Source organism: Candidatus Phytoplasma tritici, assembly GCF_000495255.1.
GTDB lineage: Bacteria > Bacillota_I > Bacilli_A > Acholeplasmatales > Acholeplasmataceae > Phytoplasma > Phytoplasma tritici.
The window spans coordinates 121,412-146,509 of record NZ_AVAO01000003.1; the positions used below are offsets into that span (position 1 = coordinate 121,412).

Annotated in this window: 14 protein-coding genes, 1 tRNA gene and 1 pseudogene; 7 read left to right on the plus strand and 9 right to left on the minus strand. The window is 26.5% G+C overall.

The window, feature by feature from the left end:
- Positions 1-51 precede the first annotated feature (51 nt).
- From trpS to N747_RS03850, 9 genes and pseudogenes are all read right to left on the minus strand, one after another.
- Positions 52-1,056, minus strand: a complete 1,005-nt coding sequence (gene trpS / locus N747_RS0101890) for a tryptophan--tRNA ligase (protein ID WP_029783885.1) — start codon at positions 1,054-1,056, stop codon at positions 52-54.
- 111 nt (positions 1,057-1,167) lie between these two features.
- Entirely contained in the window at positions 1,168-5,874 is a 4,707-nt protein-coding gene (locus N747_RS0101895; protein ID WP_240992306.1) for a PolC-type DNA polymerase III, read from the minus strand.
- Positions 5,875-6,041: 167 nt separating this feature from the next.
- Positions 6,042-6,126 (minus strand) — tRNA-Leu (locus tag N747_RS0101900).
- 288 nt (positions 6,127-6,414) lie between these two features.
- Complete coding sequence (locus tag N747_RS0101905) at positions 6,415-8,031, minus strand: transporter substrate-binding domain-containing protein (RefSeq protein ID WP_240992307.1); 1,617 nt, start codon at positions 8,029-8,031, stop codon at positions 6,415-6,417.
- A gap of 232 nt (positions 8,032-8,263) precedes the next feature.
- A complete protein-coding gene (locus tag N747_RS0101910) occupies positions 8,264-10,162 on the minus strand; it encodes an ABC transporter substrate-binding protein/permease (RefSeq protein WP_024563558.1) in 1,899 nt (632 codons plus the stop codon).
- A 172-nt stretch (positions 10,163-10,334) separates the two neighbouring features.
- Complete coding sequence (argS, locus tag N747_RS0101915) at positions 10,335-12,008, minus strand: arginine--tRNA ligase (protein WP_024563559.1); 1,674 nt, start codon at positions 12,006-12,008, stop codon at positions 10,335-10,337.
- A gap of 676 nt (positions 12,009-12,684) precedes the next feature.
- Positions 12,685-13,563 carry a deoxyribonuclease IV gene (locus tag N747_RS0101925; protein ID WP_024563560.1) on the minus strand — a complete coding sequence of 293 codons (879 nt, stop codon included), beginning with the start codon at positions 13,561-13,563 and terminating at the stop codon, positions 12,685-12,687.
- 199 nt (positions 13,564-13,762) lie between these two features.
- Positions 13,763-15,112, minus strand: a complete 1,350-nt coding sequence (locus tag N747_RS0101930; protein ID WP_024563561.1) for a DEAD/DEAH box helicase — start codon at positions 15,110-15,112, stop codon at positions 13,763-13,765.
- Between the two features lie 1,243 nt (positions 15,113-16,355).
- A pseudogene (locus N747_RS03850) lies at positions 16,356-17,217 on the minus strand (IS3 family transposase); the annotation flags it as partial.
- 605 nt (positions 17,218-17,822) lie between these two features.
- Here N747_RS03850 and plsY point away from each other — a divergent pair.
- From plsY to N747_RS0101990, 7 genes are all read left to right on the plus strand, one after another.
- Complete coding sequence (plsY, locus tag N747_RS0101955; protein WP_024563563.1) at positions 17,823-18,527, plus strand: glycerol-3-phosphate 1-O-acyltransferase PlsY; 705 nt, start codon at positions 17,823-17,825, stop codon at positions 18,525-18,527.
- An 83-nt stretch (positions 18,528-18,610) separates the two neighbouring features.
- Entirely contained in the window at positions 18,611-20,626 is a 2,016-nt protein-coding gene (gene ligA, locus N747_RS0101960) for an NAD-dependent DNA ligase LigA (protein WP_024563564.1), read from the plus strand.
- Between the two features lie 73 nt (positions 20,627-20,699).
- The gene (whiA, locus tag N747_RS0101965; protein WP_024563565.1) at positions 20,700-21,734 is read left to right on the plus strand and encodes a DNA-binding protein WhiA; all 1,035 of its coding nucleotides are present in this window, start codon (positions 20,700-20,702) and stop codon (positions 21,732-21,734) included.
- A gap of 2 nt (positions 21,735-21,736) precedes the next feature.
- On the plus strand, positions 21,737-22,111 hold the full coding sequence (gene acpS / locus N747_RS0101970; protein ID WP_024563566.1) for a holo-ACP synthase: 375 nt from the start codon (positions 21,737-21,739) through the stop codon (positions 22,109-22,111).
- A gap of 154 nt (positions 22,112-22,265) precedes the next feature.
- Complete coding sequence (locus N747_RS0101975; protein WP_024563567.1) at positions 22,266-23,609, plus strand: FAD-dependent oxidoreductase; 1,344 nt, start codon at positions 22,266-22,268, stop codon at positions 23,607-23,609.
- A 172-nt stretch (positions 23,610-23,781) separates the two neighbouring features.
- Positions 23,782-24,390: a superoxide dismutase gene (locus N747_RS0101985; protein WP_024563569.1), complete on the plus strand. Its 609-nt coding sequence runs from the start codon at positions 23,782-23,784 to the stop codon at positions 24,388-24,390.
- Positions 24,391-24,396: 6 nt separating this feature from the next.
- Positions 24,397-24,819, plus strand: a complete 423-nt coding sequence (locus tag N747_RS0101990; RefSeq protein WP_024563570.1) for a transcription antitermination protein NusB — start codon at positions 24,397-24,399, stop codon at positions 24,817-24,819.
- Positions 24,820-25,098: the final 279 nt, after the last annotated feature.

Genomic DNA, 25,098 nt, shown 5'->3' on the forward strand with positions numbered 1-25,098 from the left:
AAAAAGACAACCCTAAAAAGGTTGTCTTTTTTATTTAATATATATTATACATCAAAATCTTGAAATACCTAATTTTTTTCGCACCTGTTCGATTTTTTTATCTGCAATCAAGGAAGCTTTTTGGGCTCCTTTATTTAAAATATCATCCAATTTTGCACTATTAATTAATTGATAAAATTTTTGTTGCAAAGGCACAACAAATTTAATTATTTCTTCACCAACTTTATCTTTTAACTCTTTATAATTACTTTTTTGAAAAAGTTTTTCACTTTCAAAAATACTAATTTGCTTTAAAGAAGCATAAATGGTTAAAAGATTAGAAATTCCAGATTTATTTTCTGGATCATATTTAATTATTTTTTGGGAATCTGTAACAGTTTGGGCAATTTTACTTTTAATTATTTGAGGATTATCCAAAAGTAAAATATAGCTTTTAGGATTTTCTTTATCACTTTTACTCATTTTTTTCAAAGGATTTTGCAAAGATTTTATTTTTGAACCCAAAGGATTAAAAAAAGGTTCCGGAACAACAAAAGTATTACCATATAAATTGTTAAATCTTTTAGCCAAGGTTTTAGTTAATTCTAAATGTTGTTTTTGATCTTTGCCGATAGGCACTAAATTTGCATCATACATCAAAATATCAGCTGCCATTAATGTGGGGTAAGTAAATAAAGAAGTTCTTATACCTTCTGCATTAATTTTGCTTTTTTCCTTATATTGAATCATTCTTTGTAGTTCAGAAAAATAAGAAGTGCATTCCAAGAGATAACCCAAATAAGTATGTTGTGTTACTTCAGATTGAACAAACAAATTTATTTTTTCATGATCAAACCCTGATGCCAAATAAAGAGCTGCTATTTTTTTGATTTGTTGTTTTAGTGTTTGGGGTTCTTGATAAAAAGTAAGGGCATGCAAGTCAGCTATAAAAAGATAAAAATCAAAATTTTTTAAGTTTTGTTGTAAATATAACAAAGGTTTCAAAACTCCAATATAATTTCCTAAAGTAAGATCACCTGTTGGTTTGATTCCTGACACTAATCTTTTATTTGGTATCAATTTTAGTACCTCCTTTTTTATTTTTTTAAAAATGATTTATTATAGCGAAATCTTCTTTAATATTTTTGTGGATTGAACCAAATTTATTTATTATTCGTTTTTTTAATTTTATTCATCTTCTAAAGAATCTAAAAGATTTTCTTGTTTTGCTTTGGCTAAAATAGTTTTGTTAATTTTAGAACGAGTGGCAAAATCCGCTTTAGTAAATGGTTTTTCTTGACGCGCCTCTACAATTTTATTAGCAGCAATCAAACCTAGACCATCAAGCGAAAGCAATGGCATCCTTAAAAATCCACCATCTTCTATTTTTAAAACACTAACATCTGATTTATTAAAATCAACAGTTAAAAATTTAAAACCACGATGAACCATTTCTTCGGCGATTTTTAAAGTATTGATTAAAGCATCTTCTTTGGTTTTGATCTTTTTGCTTTTTTTTAATTCTGCAAGTTTATTTAACTTTTCTTTAATAATTTTTATATCGTTGCTAATCATGGTTTGGTGGTCGAATTGTTCTGTTCTTTTAGAAAAATAACCACTATAAAAAGCTAATGGTGAATGCATTTTAAACCATGCAATCCTCAAAGCCATAATAACATAAGCAGTGGCGTGGGCTTTAGGGAATAAATATTTAATTTTAGCGGCAGAATCAATGTACCAAGCTTCTACTTTATCTTTCATTTCTTGTTTGTATTTGTTCCATGTTTTAAAATCATCTTGGGGTTTTCCTTTGCGGATAAATTCCATAATATCAAAAGCTTTTAAAGGAACAATCCCTTTTTCTTGTAGTTGTAACATAATATCATCACGGCAACCAATTATATCATCAAAAGAAATGGTTTTATTTTTGTATTTTTCAAATTCGCCTGTTTTGTTGATAGCATCTCTGGCGTTTTGGTTCCAAACATCAGTTCCATGTGAAAGTCCTGAAATTTTTACTAAAGCAGAAAAATTAATTTTAATTGCTTGTTTTTGTGAATTTTGTTTAGCGGTTGTTAAATCTTTTAACATTTGTTTGACAAAAATAGTTCCAAATTCAGGAATACCCAAAGAATCAATAGTGATTTTGTTTCCTGGATTTACAGAAGAATCGATTTTGAACTCATTGGAAAACAATTTATAAACTTCAGGATCATCTACAGGAATATCTTGGGCCCTTGTAAAAGGGAAATTCCCTGAATTTTCTTTAACATAATCCATCAAAAATTTAATCATCATAGGATCATCATGTCCTAAAATATCTAATTTAAAAAGATTTTGCTCAAAAGAGTGATAATCAAAATGAGTAGTTTTCCAATTGGTGTCATTAGCTGGATATTGGACAGGAGTTACTTCATAAATGCTGCGATCGGGTGGTACAACAACGATTCCTCCTGGATGTTGTCCATTAGAACGTTTAACGCCTTCGATTTTGTTGGCAATTTGGGCTATTTTTTGTTTGCGCCATTGTTTTTGTTTTTCTTCTACAAAACCCATTGTATAACCATAAGCGTTTCTTTGGGCAACAGTCTGGATGGTTCCAGCTCTAAAAGCGTGCTTTTCTCCTAATAATTCTTTAATGTAATTGTGGGCTTGGCTTTGGTAATCGCCTGCAAAATTTAGATCAATATCAGGAGTTTTATTGCCTTCAAATCCTAGAAAAGTTTCAAAAGGAATATCGTGGCCGTCTTTTTTGAATTGGATGTCGCATTTGGGACAAGGCATGTTTGGCAAATCATATCCCGAAAAAACCTTATCAAGCTCGTTGTGGTATTTTTCCTCTTTTGGGTTGTGATATTGTTCTTTTTCTTGGGGTTTTAATTGGACAATAGTGTAGTTGCATTGCGGGCAATAATAATGCGGTTTTAACGGATTTACTTCGGTAATTTCTAACATAGTTGCTACTAAAGAAGAACCAATTGAACCACGTGAGCCTACTAAATAACCTTTTTCCAAAGAATTTTTAACTAATAAATGTGATAAATAGTAAACAGAAGCAATATTTTGATTAGATTTTTCGTTTTTTGTCTCTCCGATAATGCTTTTTAACTCTTTATCCAATCTTTCTTTAATTAAAGGGTGTGGAGTTGAACCATACATTTGTTTAACTTTTGCATCAACTAAACGCTTAATTTCTTCTTTAATGCTTGGTATTTGTAAGTTTGTTTTGAAAGCGTTGTCTTTGAAAGAAAATAGTTCCGAAGAAAAAGCTTTAATTTTTTCAATTTTGGAATTAAGCAAATGAGTATTTGCAATTACAATTTTATAAATCAAGTTTTCATCCTGTAAAAAGGCAAATGCATCTATCATTTCTTGGGTAGTTAAAAGGTGGTTTTTTGGCAAGTTTTTATTTTCGTATCTAGATAATTTGTGTAAGCCACCTCCTACCATTTTGGCACTAATATAAATTTCGCGATAATCTTTTTCCCAAGGATGAATATAATGAACGTCTCCGGTGGCAATTACTATTTTTGCTTGTTTTTGGGCTTCTGTTATGATTGTTTTGAGAGTAGTTTCAATTATTTGAAGCCCGTTTTTTCCTAAATCATGAATTAAATGTTTATAAGCTTGGGGAGGTTGTACTTCGATGTAATCGTAAAAAGAAATAGCTTTTTGTAATTTGAAAATATTTTGATTGAGAGCTATTTCAAAAATATTGCTATTCATGCAACCACTACCTACTAAAAGACCTTGCCTTAAATTGGCTAAATTAGATTTTAAAACACGAGGACTTTTGTTAAAATCTTTAGTTAAAGCGTTGCTTAAAAGTTCAAAAAGATTTCGATAACCCTTTTGGTTAGCCACCAAAATATTGATATGATAAGATCTTTCGTATTTGGGATCGATTTTTTCTTGTAAGTCAAAAAAATTAATTACTTGTTCGTCTTTGGGATCTTTGTTTGGATCTGCTAATTGATCAATCATTTTGATAAAAACTTCTGCTGTGGCAGTGGCATCCGCAAGTGCACGGTGATGGTCTTCTAATTTGACTTTAAAAACAGTTGCTAATCTTTTTAAAGAAAAATATTTTAAAAAATTGCTAAAATAACGTTGAGACAACGCCATGGTATCAATAATAGGTTGTGGTTCTAAAAATATTTTTAGTTCTTTTGATTTTTCTTTTAAAAAATCAAAATCAAAAGAAGCGTTGTGAGCAACTAAAACACAGTCTTTGGCAAAAGCTAAAAATTGTGGCAAAACTTGGTCAATTGTTTGTTGTCCTTGAAGCATTTCATCCTTAATATTGGTAATATCTGTGATAGTTTTGGTTAGTTTTTGTTGTGGGTCAATAAATTTTTGAAACTCGCCTATTTTATTCCCGTTTTTAATTTTTACTCCAGCGATTTCAATAATTTTGTCACGAACATTAGATAATCCAGTAGTTTCCAAGTCAAAAACCACATAAGTAGCTTCTTTTAAAACAAAATCTTTTTCTAAATTATCTTCTTTTTTATTGGTGATATAAATAGGTTTTTCTTCAATAAAATCAACTTCTACTCCATAAATAGGTTTGATTTTTTTATTTTTGGAATGTTGGTTAATTTCAGGATAAGCATAAATGCCGTCATGATCCGTAAAAGCTATCGCTTCGTGTCCCCATGATTCTGCTATTTGTAAATATTCTTTGGCGCTGTTAATTGCGTCTAAATTAGACATTTTAGTGTGAGTGTGAAATTCAATTCTTTTTTTGCCTTGAAAACCCAAGTCTTTGCGGATTAATGAAGGCGAAATTAAATCTGATTCTAGAGTTTCGTATTGTGCCATCATTAAATAAACATCGTCCCAAACACTATAATTAATTCGAGCTGTGATTCTAAATAATTTTCCAGTTTGGTAATTGGCTTTTAAAAATTGTTCTTTTTCATCTTTGGAAACTTTTTTTTGAATTAAAATAGCATCTTTATTTTCGATAGAAAAATCATTACCGTTTTCTTCTATAACAAATTTTAAATAAGAATACTGAAAATTAACTTCTTTAATGGGATGAGCCAAAAAACCTTCAACAATTACATAAGTATTGGGGTTTTGGCGGTTGAATTCTTCCAGCTCTTGTTTATTTTTAGGAATCTCTTTTATTTTTATGTTTTGAGTTATCATTTTAGAATTGCTATTATAAACTCCTTTATTATAATTATATGCTTTTGGTTGGGGTGTTGTTTTTACTTGTTTTGTTTGTTCTGTTTGAGAAGTTTGGTTTTCTTTGTTATTTAGATTTTTTTCTTGATTTTGTTCGTTGGAGTTGTTGGTTTGATGATTTTGATTTTTTTTCGACTTTTCGATTTCAATATTTGTGGATTTTTTTCTATTGATATCAATTTTTCTATCTGTTGATAAGATAAATTCATTTTTAAAACCATAAAATTTATAAAAAAAATCTTGAAGAAGTCCTATTTTTTTGTTTAAAAATTTAAACGCATTGGGATTTACAAAAATGATAAATTTTCCATTTTGAAAATTTACTTGGTGATTTTGAATTGCAAAATAATCTAAATCATGATATTTTTTTATTAAACTGGCTTGGGTTATAATATAATTAAAATAACTTTCTGCCAAAGATTCTAGATAATCCCAATTTTCAAAATCGATGTGGTATTCAATTTGGGGTAAATTAGGTGTGGTTTGGGTTTGGTTTTCCCATAAAATAGTTAATTCTTGTAGTAATTGTTCTAAAAAAAATGCTAAATCACAAACCAAAGGCAAATGTTTAAATGTGATTTTTAAAACCCATTTTTTGCTTTTTTGGCAAACTGATATTTTTTTTACTTGAGGATTTTGAAAATATTTTTTGCAAAAACCTTTTTGTTCGATAAAATGTTTAAATGAATGAGTAGACATAATAAATACCACCTAATAGTTGATTGGGAAAAGAGGCAAGAAATCAAAATCGTTGTTTAAAATCGTTTTTTTAAAAAATATAACAAATAAAAAAATACATGAAATTCATGCAATTTTTTATTTGTTATATTTTTTCATAGATTTAATTATAAATAAAAATAAATTAATGGTACTGATGGTCGGACTCGAACCGACATGAGTATTGCTCGCTTGATTTTGAGTCAAGTGCGTCTACCATTCCGCCACATCAGCTTTTGTTTTAAATGATAAAAATATCATACTTATATATTATATCAGTTTTATTTTGATTTTTGTTTTTTTTCATCAAAACTTATTTTTTTCATGAGTAGTTGCTAAATTGATATTTTTGGAATTGCATTTTTAATCTTTTTGGGGTTAAAATTTGTAAAATGATATTTAAAATTATTTTTTTCCTCAAAATCATAAACCAAATAATATTTACACGCACGCGTCACCCCAAAAAGACCACATTAGCTAATGTGGTCTTTTATCAGGTTTTAGTTGTTAAAACTTTGAAAATTATTTATGAATGATATTTTTAGTAAATGTTTTGTTTAATAAATTAGTAATACTAATGATGCTTAAATAAAAACAAGATATCATCACAAAAGGAAGAATCGGATTAAAGGTAGAGCCCATATTGCTTTGCGCTTGCCAAGAAAGTTCGGCAATTCCTATAATGGCAAAAAAAGAACTATCTTTAATGTTTGTAATGAATTGTTGGACAATAAAAGGAACTGATCTTTTTAAAGTTTGGGGGAAAATAATAGAGAAAAAAACTTGTTTTTGTTTCATCCCCAAAGAATGAGCGGCTTCAATTTGTCCTTTATCTAAGAATTTAATATTTTGCATTAAAATTACAGTAATGTTTGCTAAAGAATTAATTACCAAAACAAAAAGCCCTGCATACAAACTTTTAATTTCAAAAAGATCTTTGCAAAGATAACCAATACCATAAAAAACAAGCATTGCTTGGGCAGCTATAGGAATTCCTTTTAAAATAAAAAATAAAGTATCTAAAAAATAAGTTATTCCTTTATTAATTTTAGATATTATTTTATTATTTGATTGAGAGTTTTTAATTAAAGTATATAAAATTGCAAATAAAAAACCAATAATAAGACTATCAATAGCTAAAATTAAAGTGGTTTTGAGTCCTTCTAGATAAGATGGAAAAGTTTCTTTGATTTGATGCCAAGTAGTACTTTTAGAAAGTATTTCTTTGTGTTTGTCAAAAACTGTTTTTAATCTTGTTTCTGATTCACCTTCTATTGTTTTTATTTGGTTGTCTATTTGGTTGTATTTTTCTTTTCCTTCTGATAAATTTTTACGTTTTTCCTTTAAGTCTATGATGTCTTTTAAACTTTTGTTTTCATCTTTTGCAACTAATTTTAAATCGCATAAAATTTTATCCATTTTTTCTTTTAATTCTAGGCTTTGGGTTTCTTTTTCTCCTTTAGGGAAAAATATCCCTAAACCTTGAGGACAAATAGAATATTTTGGATCATCTGAGGTCATATCAAAGTATACTAAGTCATCTTCTTTTTTACAAGCACATCTAGCCAAATAACTATCTATTACAAAAATATCTGATTTTCCTTGTAAAACATCTTGAAAACATGCAGGAGGGCTAGTTAATTCGTTGTTTTTTTTAATATATGATTTGATATCATCTTTATTTGTTATTTCGTCTTCAATCATTTTGATTGCAGTAGTGCTAGTAACTGTTACAAATTTAATTGGTTTTTGAGGTGTGCCTTTTTCTTTTAATTCTTTGCAAAAGTCATCATATTCTATTTTTTTATTTTCAACTATCTTTTTGAATCTTTCATCTTTTCTTCTTACTACCATGCTTGTTGCAGTTTGTGTGTAGGCTTTAGAAACGATTAATTTTGCTTTTCTTTCGTTTGTAATACTTAAAGTTGTGATTGCCAAATCCACATCTCCTTTTTTTAAGGCAGTTATAACTCCTGCAAAATCAAAGACATGAATTTCTAAATTATACTTTAATCTTTCAGCTATATCATTGATTAAATCTATATCAAATCCTGCTATATATTCGCCATTTATAGCTTTTATAGCGTTTTTTTTATTTGTTATAGCTTTAAAAGTATTGGGAATAGAACTATTAGTCATTGCCACTTTTAAAGTTTTGGAATATTTTTGAGTATTTTGGTTTTTTGTTTTGTTTGAAAAATTCCATCCAAATACTGAAAAATGTAACCATATTAAAAATATAGAACTAATCAATAATGTAATAATTTTGAATATTTTTATATTTTTTTTCTTTTGAAAAATATTTTTTAAAAATGAGTTTTTATTAATTAAATTAATGAAATTTTTCACTTCCTTTTTTATTATTTTTCTTTTATTTTTTCGATTTGTTAATATTTTTTTTTAATATTTTGTTTAAAAAACTAATCATACTAATAATTATTAAATAAAAACAAGATATCATCACAAAAGGCAAGATTGGATTTAATGTAGCTCCCATATTGCTTTGTCCTTTCCAAGAAAGTTCGGAAACTCCTATAATGGCAAAAAAAGAACTATCCTTAATGTTTGTGATGAATTGTTGGACAATAAAAGGTATTGACCTTTTTAAAGTTTGAGGAAAGACAATAGAGAGAAAAACTTGCTTTTGATTCATCCCCAAAGAATGGGCTGCCTCAATTTGTCCTTTATCTAAGAATTTAATATTTTGCATTAAAATCATTGTAATACTTGCTAAAGAATTTAGTATTAAAACAAAAATTCCTGCGTGTAAAGGATTAAAATTTTTTTTAAAAAGAAAAGTAATACCGTAATAAATAAGCATTGCTTGAGCTGCTACAGGAATACCCTTTAAGACAAAAAACAAAGCATTTATTGAAATATTTATCATTTTTATTATAGTAATCATAAATAAATTATTTTTGTGAGAATCTAATTTTATATTTTTAATTAAAGTGCATACAATAGCTAATAAAAAGCCAATAATAAGACTGTCAATGGCTAAAATTAAAGTAGTTTTGAGTCCTTCTAGATAAGATGGAATGGTTTTTTGGGCTTGGATGAAAATGTTTTTTGTTGGTAGTTCAATTGTTTCTTTATTTTCATCAAAGACTTTATCTAGTCGTTCTTTGGCTTGTTTTTCTATGTTTGTAATTTGTTCTTTTATTTCTTCTATTTTCTTTTGATCTTCTACGTTAACTTCTTTGTTATTTTCTTTTAATTCATGAATTTTTTTCTTTAATTCTATTATGTCTTGGAATTCGCCTTTTTCATCTTTTTTAACTAAATTCAATTCTACCAACTTTTCATTTATGTCTTTTTGTAAATTTGTTATTCTTCTATCTTCATCATTTTTTTTAGGTAAAAATATCCCTAAACCTTGGGGACAAGTAGAATGTTCTAAATTATCAGAATAAACATCAAAATATGTCAAATCTTGATTTATTTCGCAAGCCCATCTAGCTAAACAATTATCTGTTATAAAAATATCTGATTTTCCTTGTAAAATATCAGTAAAACATGCAGAAGAACTTGTTAATTCGTTATTTTTGATGACATACTCTTTTTCTTTATTGGTATCTGATTTGATTTTTTCAATTACTGGGATTGCAACAGTATTTAAAAATGTTATAAATTTAATGGGTTTTTCTTTTCCTAAAACTTTTAATTTTTGGCAAAATTCATTATAATTTATTTTCATTTCTTTGATATTTTTTGGGTCTTGTTGGTTTCTTAAATCATGAAATAAATAATCAAATCTTTTGTTTTTTTTTATTACCATGCTAGTTCCAGTTTGCATATAGGTTTTAGAAACATCGTATTTTTCTTTTCTTTTGTCTGTAATACTCAAAGACGCAACTGCGATGTCAATTGTTTCTTGTTCTAAGGCATTAAGAAGTCCTGCAAAATCAAAGACATGAAATTCTAATTCTAAATCTTTAAATTTGTCTATTTTTTTTAATTCTTCTGATATGTTATTTATTAAATCAATATCAAAACCTGCTATATATTCGCCGTTTACAGCTTTTTGGGCTCCTTTATTTGGTTCTAAAACTTTAAAAACATTAGGAGCAGAATTGTTGTTAACTCCTATTTTTAAAATTATTTTCTTTTTGGAATGATTTTTTATATGGAAATATCCAAATGTTGATAAATTCAACCATATTAAAAATAAAAAACTAATTAATAATGCAGTAATTTTCAATATTTGGGTTTTATTGGTATTTTGGAAAATGTTTTTAAAAAAATGTTTTTTATCAATGAAAATAATCACTTCCTTCTTTTAATTATTGGGTGGTTATTTAGGTTTTCTTTTTTTAGTTTTGGGTTGATGTTTTGGTTTTCCAACCCAAAATATTTATTTGTAACAAAATAAAAAAAGTCTTTGCAGATTTTTCTTTGGAATTTAATTGTTTTATGAAAAATAAGGTATTTTTTAAAAACTACTACATATTTTCTAAAAAAGGAATTCCTAAAATTCTTAAACTTTCTTTAAGAGTAATAAAAACTGCTTGGATCAACAAAAGATTAGTGTTTGTAGTGGTTTTATCATCTGTTAAAATCTTTTCTTGTGAATATAAAAAGTTAACATTTTGAGTTATTTTTAACATGTATCTTGCCAAAATACTTGGCATATTGTCTTTTTGGGCTTTTTGCAAAATTAAAGGGAACTGGTCTAATAATTTTACTAAAATAAAATAATGGTCTTTTTGATAAATGGTTTTGTCAATTAAGCTTATGTCTATTTTTTCTTTGTTTAAAAGAGAATTTAAACGTGCTGCTGTGTATTGGAGATAAGGGCCTGTTTGTCCTTTGAATTGTAAAATAGTTTTTAAATTAAAATCAATATCTAGATTTCTATCGTTTTTAAGGTCATTAAAAATGATTGCCCCTACAGCGATTTTTCGTGCAGTTTGGTTGAGATCTGATAAATGAGGATTTTTTTCTTCAATGTTTTTTTGAGCTAAAATAGTAGCTTGATTAATTACTTCAATTAAGGTAGTAAATTTGTGATGTCTAGTAGAAATTTTTTTGCCATCCATCAAAACTAAACCAAAATTGATGTGTTTTATTTTAGTGTCACAGTATCCCATTTTTTCAATTATTTGGGCTAATTGTTTAAAGTAAAGTTTTTGTTCGTTACCTACAACATATAAAACATTTTTACAATTAAAAGTGTTGTAACGATATTTAAAAGTAGTTAGATCTCTTGTTAAATACAAGGTGCTACCATTAGTTTTTTTCACTAAGCCAGGAGGTAAATTATCAAGTTCTATAAGTAAAACTTTGTCTTCTTCTTTTAAAAGCTTTTTTTGTTCTAATTCTTCAAAAAGAGGAGCAATTTTGTCATTATAAAAAGATTCTCCCAAGTAAAAATCAAATGAAATCCCCAAAATATCATAAATTTTGCAAAATTCTTGTAAAGAAACTTCGCGGAACCATTTCCATAAATCGAGATATTTTTGGTTTTGTTTTTCTAATTGTAAAAAAGCAAAATTGGCTTGTTCGTTTAATTTAGGATTGGTTTTGGTTTTTTGATGAAAAAAAACGTATAATTTTTGTAGTTCGTTAATTGGGTCTTTTAGGATTTTTTCTTTGTTACCCCATTTTTGATAAGCTACAATCATTTTACCAAATTGGGTTCCCCAGTCTCCTAAGTGATTGATGCCTACTACCTTAAAACCTAATTTTTGATAAATATTTTTGAGAGCATTTCCAATAACAGTAGAACGCAGATGGCCAACAGAAAAGTTTTTGGCAATATTAGGAGAAGAATAATCAATAACTATGGTTTGATTTTGATTTGGAAAATTGCCATAATTAGCTTGTAATTTGTTGATTTGAAGTAATATTTCGTAAGCTAATGAAGCTCTTTTAAGTTTTATATTTAAAAAACCGTTTAAAAACATTAAATCTTGAATTTCGTTTATTTCGACAAGGTTTTTTTTGATATTTTCAAAAATAATATGAGGATTGTTTTTGGTTTTTTTAGCATAAGCGAACAAAGGTAAAGAAAAATCAAATTTGTCATTTGCCAGTTTTTCTTGTAAAGTTACTTCTTCTAATAAAACTTTTTGGATTGCATTTTGGATTTTGCTTTTGGTGGTTTGTAAATTCATGATTGCATTTCCTTTCTTTTTAGATTGTAAAATAAAAATTGATTTCTGAATGATGACAACAAATGATAAAATAATGATTTTTTTACTTATTTTTTCTCATTAATTTTGATAAACGTTTTTAATATTTTAAGATATAATAAACACATTTTATAAAACTATTATAGCATTTTTTATAATTTTTGTTTGAAAAAAGTTAAGATACTTATTTTGGTATTCCTAATTAAAATTAAAAAACAACCCTTTAATTTGCAAAAGAGTTGTTTTTTTTAATTTTAATTAGGAAAGTAAATATTTTATCTAGTTTTGGTAAGGTTAGTTAATATTTCTTAAAAAATCAACTTTTAAACCAAATTTTAATATTAAAATTAATAAAATAATACCAATAATTATTTTGATGATACTACGTAAAAAGAAAAAAAATAATCCAATGATAAAAGCAATAATTATCATTTGATAATTGGGACTTAATTCGTTCCAAAAAGAAAATGCATTGCTTATAATTTGTTTTTTATTGATGATTTTAAAACCTTACTAATAAATTGTATATTTTTAATGTTTAATAATATTAAAATGCTATATTAAAAGTCTAAAATATTTTAATAAACAATAAACACCAATATTAATTATAAGGGATTTTTGATTTTTTTAAACTTGTTTTAATGATTGGGGTGTTTTTTTAAAATAAATTTTTTAACTCAGGGTTAAAAGTTTTGGCTTTAATCATTTCAATTTCGCGTTTATAAGGTTCTTTGTTGTTGATATAGGGAGTTTCTAAAATTTTAGGGATAAAAGCAAAAGCGCGATGATATATAATTTTGAGTAAAGTTTCAAAACCGATTTTGCCAAAACCGATGTTTTCGTGACGGTCTTTGTGACTATTACATTCGTTTTTAGAGTCGTTAATATGAATTACAGAGACATTTTGAAAGCCTAAAATGGAATCTATCTTTTGTATAATTTCTTCTAAGTTTTCTTTTAAATCATAGCCAGCATCAAAAAGATGACAAGTATCAAGACAAAAAGAAACTCTTTTGTTGTTTTTAACTTGATTTCTTATTTGTTGCAATTCTTCTAGTCTTTTACCAATTTCAGTTCCTTTGCCTGCCATAGTTTCTAAGGCAATTTGGGTTTTTAAATGTTTAGTTTTTTCAAAAATTAAATTAATACTTTGAGCAATTAAATTAATTCCTTCTTGGGGATTTGTTTTGAGATAGTTTCCTGGATGTAAAACCATTTTATTAATTTTCATTGCTGCAAAACGTTCTAATTCTTGGGATAAAAAATCAATTGCAAAAGTTCTTTTAGTCTTGTCGGGATTAGCAAGATTTATAATATAAGGAGCGTGTCCTACCAAATTATTTAAATATAAATTGTTGTTTTGGGCAATTTGTAAAGATTCTTTAATTTTTAATTCTCTGGTTTTGGTTCTTATCGTATTTTGTGGAGCGCCGCTATAAACCATCAAAGCATTAGCACCATAAGAAATGGCAGTTTGTATGGCTCCTTGAAAATTATGTGGTTTTTTCATAGCAACATAACTTCCCAAAAATAACATAATAAAATCTCCTTTATTTGTTTATTTTTTTGATTCATTAGTTTAAATTAGTTTAATTTTTTCTTAATAGTTAGTTTTGTAATTCAGTAATTTATTTTTTTGATATTTTTTGTGATTTGTATTTGTATTTTGATTTAAATTTTGTTTGAAAAAAGTGCTTTTTCTTTTGGGAGATTGGTTTTCTTTTTGATTCTTTTTCTTATAATTGGGTTTTTCTTGTTTGCTTTAGTTTTTTATTGTTATTCTTTATTTCTTGGACTGTGTTTCGGGTTTTATTTGGTGCTTCCAAATTTGAATCTTTATTATTTTCTTTTTTAGGAAGTTTGGAATCTTTGGTAAATTTGTTTTGTTTGAAAAATTGTTTTTGGCTAGATTGGTTAGTTTGGTTGTTTTTGTTATTTTTATTGTTTTTATTTGTCTTATTAGTTTTGGTATTTGTAACAGTTTTTGGATTTTTAGTTCTTATAAAACCATCTTTGCTTAAAGAGCTTTGATGAAAAGTAATTCCTAATTGGATTAATTTATTAATTTTTTCTTTTTGTTTAATGTCTTGGGGATCGTACAAAACAATGATTTCACCTTTTTTGCCCATTCTTGATGTTCTACCACTTCTGTGAAAAAAAAATTCAAGGTGTGAAGGTAAATTGTAATGGATGACACAAGAAGCATCAAAATCAATTCCTCTGGCTGCAAGATCTGATGCAATTACGTACTGATATTTTAATTTATGAATAGCTTTAAGGCTTTGTTTTCTTTTTTTAACTGATAAAGCAGAGTTGTAATTAAGTAATTTGAGACTGTCATTTTTTAAAGTTTGAAATACTAATTCTTGTTCTTTTTTTTCATTGACAAATACGATCGCTAAATAAGGATTAAGGACTTTGGTTAGATGAATTAAGGTCTGTATTTTACTTGTAGTTGTTTCTAATAAATAAAAAGTACGGTTAAGATTACTTTGATTATAAACATTAATAAAAGTAGATTTACCAAAATAACGATTAATAAAAGGTTTTAATTGTTCGGTGATGGTAGCTGAAAATAATAAAATTTTGGCTTTAAGATGGCTAATTAAAGGGTCTAGGGAAGTTAAAAATAATTCATCAAACATCATATCAGCTTCATCAAGGACTAAATAAGATACATATTTTAAGTTAATTTTTTTGAGTTTAAATGCGTATTCTAATAATTTATCGGGAGTTGCAATAATTAATGGAGGTTGTTTTTTTTCAAAAGTAGTAATTGCTTTTTGTTTATCCATTCCTCCGTAAAGAATTTTTGTAAAATTAGTTTTTTCAATTTGTTTAAACATTTCCCATACTTGAAATACTAAATCATTGGTAGGGACTAAAATAATTGCTTGAGTAAATGGTTTTTGAAAATCAATTTTACTTAATATCGGTAAAAGATAAGCATGAGTTTTGCCTGTTCCTGTAGGAGCAATTCCTACTAGATTACCTGGTTTTTCAAATTGTGAAAAGACTTCTTTTTGGATGGGAGTTAAAGTTTGGAATTGAAGCTGTAATTTTTTTTTTTGAATATAGTTTTGCAAGTTAAAAACCTCCTTAAATCATACATATATTATACCAGTATTTTTGTAATTTGGAATTATTTTAATAATAAATTAATTTTGTTTTAATAAATTGTTGAAAAAAACTTATTTCCAGTTAAAATATAAGTAAGTCTTTGACTTGATTATAAAATTATAACGACATATATTAAGGAAATAAAATAGTGTAATGAAAACAAATAAAAATAATAAGAATAACAATAATAAGAAAAATAAAAAACAAAACAATAATGATTTAAAAAAAAGTAAGAAATATAATAATAAAACTAAATTAATCAAAGATAATAAAAATGTTAAATCAAATAAAAAAGGTTTTAACTTTAGTTTTTCTAATTTATTAGCTTGGGTTGTTGTTATTTGTTTGTGTGTGAGTTCCGTAGCTTCTATTTTTTTATATATTTTTTCAAATAAATAAATAATTAAAATTTAATCTAAGGATATATAAAAACTATTCTCTTAATAAAAATATTTTTATCTTTATATATGGGATTGTTTAATTATTATGTTTATTATTCTTTTATTTCTTTTTCTTGGGTAGATAATTGTTCGTATATTTTATTATAACGATTTTATGCATATTTTTTTGGATCTCTTTTAAAGATTTTTGTTCTATTTTGAATTTTTTTATTTATGTTTCTAGATTGGATTTTTCCTTAAGTGCTTTTTGTTTTGCGGCTAATACTTCATTAATTTTAGTTTGCAATGCATTCAATAATTGTCTTTATTATAATTTTATGCTTTTTGCTCTATCTTAGATAAAAAAAAGTTAAAAACTCCCATATAAAACTATTCTCTTAATAAAAATATTTTTATCTTTATATATGGGATTGTTTAATTATTATGTTTATTATTCTTTTATTTCTTTTTTCTTGGGTAGATAATTGTTCGTATATTTTATTATAACGATTTTATGCATATTTTTTTGGATCTCTTTTAAAGATTTTTGTTCTATTTTGAATTTTTTTATTTATGTTTCTAGATTGGATTTTTCCTTAAGTGCTTTTTGTTTTGCGGCTAATACTTCATTAATTTTAGTTTGCAATGCATTCAATAATTGTCTTTATTATAATTTTATGCTTTTTGCTCTATCTTAGATAAAAAAAAGTTAAAAACTCCCATATAAAACTAAAAATTATATTTTTTTTACGAAATTATGTTATTTTGGTCAAAAAAATGTGCAAAAAGATAACCTTTTTCAAGGTTGAAAAATTGAAATAAAAAAATATTATCTAAAATTCAGGGAATATTGAATTGGTGATGAATAATTTAATTTAGCTAAAATCCATTGATTGTTCCAAAATTTAGGGAAATAATTGATTATTTTTTAACTTTGTCTATTGATTTTTGAAATAAAAAAGATGTTGATGTTGTGATATAGTCTTCATTTGGCCGAAAAAATTTTCAATAACAGCGTTATCATGTGGAGTAGATTTTCTTGACATGCTGATAAAAAACCTTTTTTAGTTAGTGTTTGTTGTACTTTTTTTGATTGATAAACTGTTCCTTGGTCGGAATGAACAATACAAAGGTTCTTTTAATGGAGTTAATTTTTTAATTGTATTTGAAACTAATTGTTTATTTTGGTGTTTTGAAGCATGGGAAGCGATTATTTGATTTTTAAAATAGACGATGGAGATTTTTTAAATAAGTAATATCGTTGAATAATTTTTGTAAAGAGGCTATTGATAAAAAGTCTTGATTGATTAAATTATCTACTACTTTTAATTTAGATTTTAAATTGTTTTTATAATAATATTTATTTTTTTAATTTTTAAACGACAAAAAAATACCATTTTCTTTTATAATAGTATAAACTTTTTTCTTAGTAATAGGTTAGTTAAAGGTTTTTTGGTATAAATCAGTGATTTTGCGATGACCGTAAAAATATTGTTGGTGTAAACATAAAGCTTTAATGCGATTTTGTTGTAATAATTGTTTTCTTCTTTTTTTTGATTTTATTTTCGACTTTCAACCAATAATAAGTGCTTTTTTTTGATTTTGATAGTTTTTAAAATAGTTGTTAAATTTAGTTTTTGATTGAATTGTTTAATCAATCAAAAAACTTTTTTATCAGTTTTTTGATTTTGTCATTAGAGTTTACAATAATTTATTTTTTATTTTAATATTTCTTTTAATTTTTCATTTTTCATGATTTAAATATTGTTTCCTTTTTGTATATTGTATGCATCAACTTTAATTATTTCTTTCAAAATAGTAGTTTTTCCAACTTATCTTTTACCATAAATTAATCCAAATTCAAATTTAGAAGTAAGAATCAAATCATTTAAATCTTTTAGTTATTTAGTTCTTCCAATAAATTTTATAACCATAAAAATTATCTAATTAATGAAATTTTCAAAAAAAAATACTTATATTATAATGTTTTTTGTAAAAAAATAACAAATAAAATTTAATTTATTAATATACTTAACAATTCCTCATTTTCAATCTTTTTGTTTATCTAATAATTTTATTTAATTTTGACAACCAAAAACCTCATTATATTAAAAGAAAAGTAAGGTCTGTGGTAAAATTATATAGTAAATTTTTTATTTTATAAACACATAATTATTAAATTTTTTATAAAATTAAAAAAACTAAATTAATAGCAAACACAACTAATAATTACAACTTAACAACTCATTAAATAAATTATAAATTTTTGAAACAATAAATGAAATGAAGGTGCAAAATGGAAAACTTATCGTTTTTATTCTTATTCTTGTTTTTTTATATTTTAGGGTCGATTCCTACAGGTTTAGTTATTGGCAAGTTGGTGCAACAAAAAGATTTGCGAAACACAGGTTCTGGCAATATTGGAGCAACTAATGCTTTGAGAGTTTTGGGGAAAAAATGGGGAATATTAGTATTTTTGTTAGATTTTTTCAAAGGATTTGTGCCACTTAAAATTTGTTTGCATTTCTCAGAATTTTGGTTAACAGAACCATCCACACAAACTTTTTTACAACCCCCCCACCTCACAATGAAAATCTCTCTTTTGGCAATATCTCCTATTTTAGGACACATGTTTTCTTTATTCAATAAATTCAAAGGTGGCAAGGCAATTGCAACTTCGGTAGGCATTATCACTTCTTTTAATCCTTTGATTGGTATTTCTGGTATCATTTTTTTTGCCATTTTTTTAAGACTTTTTGGTTATGCTTCGTTAGCTTCAATTATTACAAGCGCTTTAGTTAATATTTTTTTATGGCTAAATTATTTGTATTGTGGCAATTTTGGAACTTTGGAACCAATTCAAAACCAGATTCCAAAACTGGAATTATTTTACTTTTCGATTAATTTTGTTACCTTAATTATTATAGCTAAACATTATTCTAATATTTTACGCCTTATTAAAAGAACAGAAAATAAATTTAATTTTAAAAAAGAAAAATAAACATCTAAATCTAAACCTAAAAAAATCAAAATCAAAAACTCTCAACCAAAAAACTACTTTTATTTATAAAAAGGTGTAAAGAAATGCAAAATTTTGATCCAATCAAAAAAAAAATTAAATCATTGGTAAAACAACTCAACAAAGCCAATTATCAATACTATAATCTAAGTAATCCCGATTTAAGCGACCAACAATACGACGCTTTACTTAAAGAATTAATCAATTTAGAAAAACACTATCCTCAACTTAAACTTCCTTATAGCCCTACTTTAAAAATCGGTGGTTTTGTAGAAAAAAAATTTAGTACCATTAAACACAAAACTCCAATGATGTCTTTGGAAAATGTTTTTAATTTTGAAGAACTCAAAGCTTTTTATGATCGTATTGTCAAAAAAATTCCTATTTTTTCTTTGTTAACTGAATTAAAAATTGACGGTGTAGCGATAAGTTTAAAATATCAAAAAGGCATTTTAGTGCAAGCTTTAACAAGAGGAAACGGCATTTGGGGCGAAGATATTACCAAAAACGCCCAGACTATCAAAACCATTCCTTTAAGATTAAATGAAGATTTTGATTTAGAAGTTAGAGGAGAAATTTATTTATCCCATCCCGCTTTTGAAAAACTAAACTCCCAAAGAAAACAAGAAAACAAACCCCTTTTTTCCAATCCCAGAAATGCTGCTTCAGGAACTTTAAGACAACTTAATTCGGCAATTGTGGCTCAAAGAAATTTGTCTATTTTTGTCTATGGTATTGCAGATCCTTATTTGACCAAATCCACCCAAAAAGATACTTTGGATTTTTTAACTGATTTGGGATTTACCACAAACCCCCATTATTATTGCGTACCTAATTTTGAAAATTTGCTTAGTGTAATTGAAAAATACAAAACCATTAAGGAAAAACTTACCTACGATACTGATGGCATTGTCATCAAAATTAACGAGCTTTCCTTTCATTCTTTAATTGGTGCCACTGCCAAAGCTCCCAGATGGGCAACTGCTTACAAATTTGCAACTATCACAAGCCAAAGCATAGTTCAAAACATCATTTTTCAAGTGGGACGCACTGGTGTTATAACCCCAGTTTGTGAAATTATGCCTGTTATGGTAGATGGAAGTTTGGTCTCAAAAGTGGTTTTACACAATTATGACTACATTTGCAAAAAAGATATCAGAATAAAAGACCATGTCATAGTTCATAAAGCAGGCTCAGTTATTCCTGAAATTTTAGAAGTTATTAAAAGCAAAAGAACTGATTTGCAAAAACCCACTTTAATGATTGAAAAATGTCCTGCTTGCAAAACAATTTTAGAAAAACAACCAGGCGAAGTTGATTATTTTTGCATCAACCCAAATTGTCGCGAGCAAAAAATCCAAAAACTCATTCATTTTGTATCTAAAAATGCTATGGATATCAATGTTTTAGGAGAAAAAACTATCATTACTTTTTTTGATAAAAATCTAATTACCAAACCTTCTGACCTTTATTTATTGAAAAACCACCAGCATATTTTACAAGAAATGCCAGGATTTGGCGCTAAAAAAATTACTAATATTTTGGATGCCATTGAAGCAAGCAAACAAAAGAGATTTGAAGATGTTTTATTTGCTTTAGGAATCAAACATATCGGAAAAAAAGTATCTCAAGTTTTGGCAAAAAATTTTCAAACTATCGAAAATCTCCAACAAACCACATCAGAAACAATTACTCAAATAAGAGAAATAGGAATCAAAATTGCCCAAAGCATCCAACAATATTTTTCCAATTCTTGTAATTTAGAAGAAGTCACCAAACTCAAAAAACTAGGAGTTTCTTTTCAAAGAACTAACCCCCAAAATCCAATTACCCAAACTATTTTTACCAATAAAAAAATTGTTTTAACAGGAACTCTCCAAAAATATTCCCGCCTTCAAATCCAACAAATCTTAGAACAAATGGGAGCAATTATAACTAAAAGTTTATCTTTTCAAACTAATTATTTAATAGTTGGCATCAATGTTGGTTCTAAAATAACCAAAGCCCAAAAACTCCAAATTCCTATTATCGAAGAAAAAGAATTACAACAAATTATAGAAAATAGCCAAATTAAATCATAACAAAAATACCGTTATGTTTCCTAAAACTCAAACCCTACCTACAACAAATAAAAACAAATCCAAGAAGGTGCCAATGTCTTTTAACATTAAAATCAAAGAAGAAATTGCTTGTCAAAAATTCTTGCCCATAGAAAATTTTTTTGAATTGACAGCTTTATTACATTTTGGCTGTGAATTAGAAAAAAACCACCAAAAAACTTTATTGTGGTTCCAAACCAAAAACATCAAAATTGCTAGGCGTTTTCTGATTTTAATCAAAACTTTTTATCCTAATACTAACTCTTTTTTGATGACTAGCAAAGAATATAATTTACCACATTTAAAAAGCATTCATATAGGAATTGAAAAAGACATCTCCTTAATTTTAGAAAAACATCATTTTTTTAATCAAACTCCAAGCGATTTTTTACCTTTGCTAAAAAGCCCAAAAGCCAAAAAATCATTTTTAAGAGGTATTTTTTTATGCATAGGTTTTGTAAACAATCCCAAAAAAACTAATTATCATCTAGAATTTTTTCACAAAGACAACAATAAAATTGAATTAATTAAAACGTTGATGCTTCATTTTAGTCTTAATGCCAAACAAATTAATCACAAAAAAGGTTTTTTAGTTTATTTGAAAGAATCTCAAATGATTATTGATTTTTTAAGGTTAATTGGCGCTTTAGAAATGGTTTTTCAATACGAAAAAACAATAATTCAAAAAGACTTAAACCATATTATTAAATCTTATATTAATTTTGAAATCTCAAATGAAAAAAAAATTCTTACTTCTGCCAATTTACAATTACAACAAATTAATTTGATTGAAAAATACTTTCAAACCCCAAACCCCAAAACCAAAAATACAAATATAAAAATTAAAAATCCAAAAAATTTCAAAAGCCAAAAACAATTTTCCAACCTTGAACCTAAATTATTGCAAATCATTTTATTAAGAAAAGAAAACAACGATGCAAGTTTACAAGAATTAACTAAAAAATATTATCACAAACATAATCAACAAATCACCAAATCAGGATTAAATTATTATTTTCAAAAAATCAAAAAACTAGCTTGTGAAATTGAAACTTACCAAACTTTGGCACCATCTAAGGAAAAAAAATGAATATGGAAAATATTGGCATAGATTTAGTTGAAATTAAAAAAATTAAAAAAATAGGTAAAGATATTTTAGCAGCAAGGGTTTTATCCTCAGAAGAATACCAAATTTATCAAACCATCCAAAATCCCCAAAGACAACTTACCTTTTTGGCAGGAAGATGGGCTTCTAAAGAAGCTCTTTTTAAAGCTTTTCAAACACCCTCAAAAATCAATCCTACTTGCCAAAACTATTATAACTGGTCTATTATTAACGACAAAAACGGAGCTCCTTATGTGAAAAATAATACATGCGACAATTTTTTCATCCCCATTTTAATTTCTATCACTCACACCGATAATTACGCCTTATCTCTTGTTATTGTAAAAAAGTTGTCACAATAGCGCTCCATATTCGAATTCGTTTTTTTTTTTTTTTGATTATCCCTTAATTTTATTTATTTTGTCAAGTGTTTTTTAGGTATAATTAAAAGTGTATAGTAAAAATAAACTTAAATACAAAAATAAATCAAAATCCAAAGGAGTTAATAACAAAAATATGAAAGTTATCGTTGTTGGTTGTACTCATGCAGGAACCGCTGCAGTAAAAACAATTAAAAAAAACAATCCCCAAGCTGATGTTTTTGTATATGAAAGAAACGATAATATCTCTTTTCTTTCTTGTGGAATTGCTTTGTATGTTGGAGGAGTTATCAAAGACAGTCTAGGACTTTTTTATTCAAATCCTGATGAACTGATAAGTATGGATGTTTGCACCAAACTTAAACATGAAGTATTAAAACTAGATTTTGACAAAAAAGAAGTTTTAGTTCAAAGTTTAGAAACTGGCAAACAGTTTAAAGACAATTACGATAAATTGGTAATTGCTACTGGTTCTTGGCCTGTTATTCCTCCTATTAAAGGAATTGATTGCAAAAATGTTTTAATGTCTAAAAACTTTGATCATGCCAAGGATATTATTAATTACAGCAAAAACGTTAATAAAATAACAGTAGTAGGTGCTGGATATATCGGAATTGAATTAGCTGAAGCATTCGCGGTACAAAAAAAAGAAGTAGTTTTAGTAGATGCAGAAGATAGAATTATGTCTAAATATTTAGACAAAGAATTTACAGATGTAGCTCAAAAAACCTTAACTGACCACGGAGTTACACTAGCATTAGGACAAAAAATATCAGGATTAGAAACTAAAGATGGCTTAGTGACTCATGTAAAAACTGATAAAAACACCTTTGAGACCGAAATGGTAATTATGTGTATCAGCTTTAAACCTAACACCCAATTATTTGCTCATCATCTCGAAACATCATTTAACGGTGCTTTAGTTGTTAACGAATATATGCAAACTTCAGACCCTGATGTTTATGCTTGTGGCGACTGTGTTAACGTTTATTACAATCCTACCCAGGAATTAAAATATATGCCTTTAGCAACTAATGCTATTAGAATGGGAACACTTGTAGGACTTAATATTGAAAAACCTTGCGTAAAATATTTAGGAACTCAAGGAACAAGCGGCATTAAAATTATTGATTTGAGTATTTCTTCAACAGGACTTACTGAAAATGTAGCCAAATCCTTAGGTAAAAACTATGGTGCTGTTACAATCAAAGATGCTAACAGACCTGAATTTATGCCTGATTATGATGCTGTAATGTTAAAGCTTGTTTTTGATAAAGACACTCGCAAAATTTTAGGAGGACAAATTGTTTCTCGCGTTGATTTAACTGAAAAAATGAATACTTTAAGTGTTTGTATGCAAAACCAAATGACAGTAGAACAACTTGCTTTTGTTGACTTTTTCTTCCAACCTCATTTCAATAAACCTTGGGGATTACTCAATTTAGCAGGACTTAAAGCTTTAGAAGTTAAATCTCAATAATTATTAAACAAACTAACAAATACTTAAAAAAATAAATTATATAAAAAAACATAAAAGACAAAAACACAATAAAACATTGTTTGTTATAATTACAGACAGTGTTTTTATTCCATTTTATCACAATTAAAACGCTATCCCAATTTTTTTCATTAACCATTAAAGGAGCAAACAAATGAACTTTACTCTACCTTCTCTTCCTTATCAATATGATGCTTTAGAACCTTTTTTTGATACTCAAACTATGCAATTACATCATCTCAAACACCATCAAACGTACATTAACAACCTCAATGATGCTCTCAAAAAACACCCTCAACTAAATTTATCTTTGGAACAAATGCTAACTAATTTATCGTTAGTACCACAAGATATCAGACAAACAGTTAGAAACAATGGAGGCGGACATTTTAATCATTCTTTTTTTTGGACTATTCTAAAAGTAAATAATGGCAATACTCCTCAAGGATTATTAAAAGAAATGATTGACTGCGAATTTGTTTCTTTAGAAACTTTCAAAGACAAATTTGCTAATATTGCTAAAACCATTTTTGGAAGCGGTTGGGCTTGGCTTGTATTAACACCACAAAAAAAACTTGCAATTACTTTTACTCCTAATCAAGATGTAGTTCTAAACCAAGGAACTCCTCTTTTAGGTCTAGATGTTTGGGAACATGCTTATTATTTAAGTTATAAAAATCTTAGAGTTGATTATATTGAAGCTTTTTTTAGTGTCTTAAACTGGGAAAAAGTACAAAATAACCTCACTCAAGCATTAAAATAATTCACCATGAAATATCCTCAAAATAAAAAAGAATTACGGTTATTACGAATTGAAGTGATGAAATTATTATATAAATATGATTTTTACCAAAATAATTTGACTTTGTCACAAACAAATCCCAATCCCATTTTTACTTTTTTTCAAAAAATTATTACCAATCTTAAATTTATTGATGAAATTATTACCAAAAGTTTATATGATTATAAAATAAATCGCCTTAACAAAGTGGACAGAGCAATCATTCGCCTAGCTACTTATGAATTGTTAGAAACAAACATTTCTCATGCCATTATAATCGATGAGGCAATAGAACTTACCAAAAAATTCTGCAATTTAAATGATGAAAAACAACATAAATTCAACAATAAATTATTAGATCAAATATATCACCAATTACAAATGTATAAAAAAAACTTATTACCTAATTGAATTTAAAAACTACCCAAATTAAAAATAATTTTTTTAAAGACTTTTCTAATTGAAAGGTCTTTTTTTATTTTATTTGATATCACATCTATGAATAATTATTAAAAATTCACAATAATTCTATACCAAAAATTAAAAACAAAAACAATAAAATAATTAATACCTCATCAATAAAAACAAAAAAACCAATTTTGGGTATTTTTAAAAAAACTTTTAAAATAACAAGTTTAGTAAAAATTTCTTTTTCATTTAGAAAGCATAATGAATGGCTCATTTTTATAA

Bases quoted from the DNA above. Each gene is read 5' to 3' on its own strand.
- N747_RS0101905 (WP_240992307.1), bottom strand. From the start codon at position 8,031: ATGACTAATAGTTCTATTCCCAATACTTTTAAAGCTATAACAAATAAA.
- N747_RS0101895 (WP_240992306.1), bottom strand. From the start codon at position 5,874: ATGTCTACTCATTCATTTAAACATTTTATCGAACAAAAAGGTTTTTGC.
- argS (WP_024563559.1), bottom strand. From the start codon at position 12,008: ATGAATTTACAAACCACCAAAAGCAAAATCCAAAATGCAATCCAAAAA.
- N747_RS0101925 (WP_024563560.1), bottom strand. From the start codon at position 13,563: ATGTTATTTTTGGGAAGTTATGTTGCTATGAAAAAACCACATAATTTT.
- acpS (WP_024563566.1), top strand. From the start codon at position 21,737: ATGGAAAATATTGGCATAGATTTAGTTGAAATTAAAAAAATTAAAAAA.
- whiA (WP_024563565.1), top strand. From the start codon at position 20,700: ATGTCTTTTAACATTAAAATCAAAGAAGAAATTGCTTGTCAAAAATTC.
- N747_RS0101975 (WP_024563567.1), top strand. From the start codon at position 22,266: ATGAAAGTTATCGTTGTTGGTTGTACTCATGCAGGAACCGCTGCAGTA.
- plsY (WP_024563563.1), top strand. From the start codon at position 17,823: ATGGAAAACTTATCGTTTTTATTCTTATTCTTGTTTTTTTATATTTTA.
- N747_RS0101985 (WP_024563569.1), top strand. From the start codon at position 23,782: ATGAACTTTACTCTACCTTCTCTTCCTTATCAATATGATGCTTTAGAA.
- ligA (WP_024563564.1), top strand. From the start codon at position 18,611: ATGCAAAATTTTGATCCAATCAAAAAAAAAATTAAATCATTGGTAAAA.
- N747_RS0101990 (WP_024563570.1), top strand. From the start codon at position 24,397: ATGAAATATCCTCAAAATAAAAAAGAATTACGGTTATTACGAATTGAA.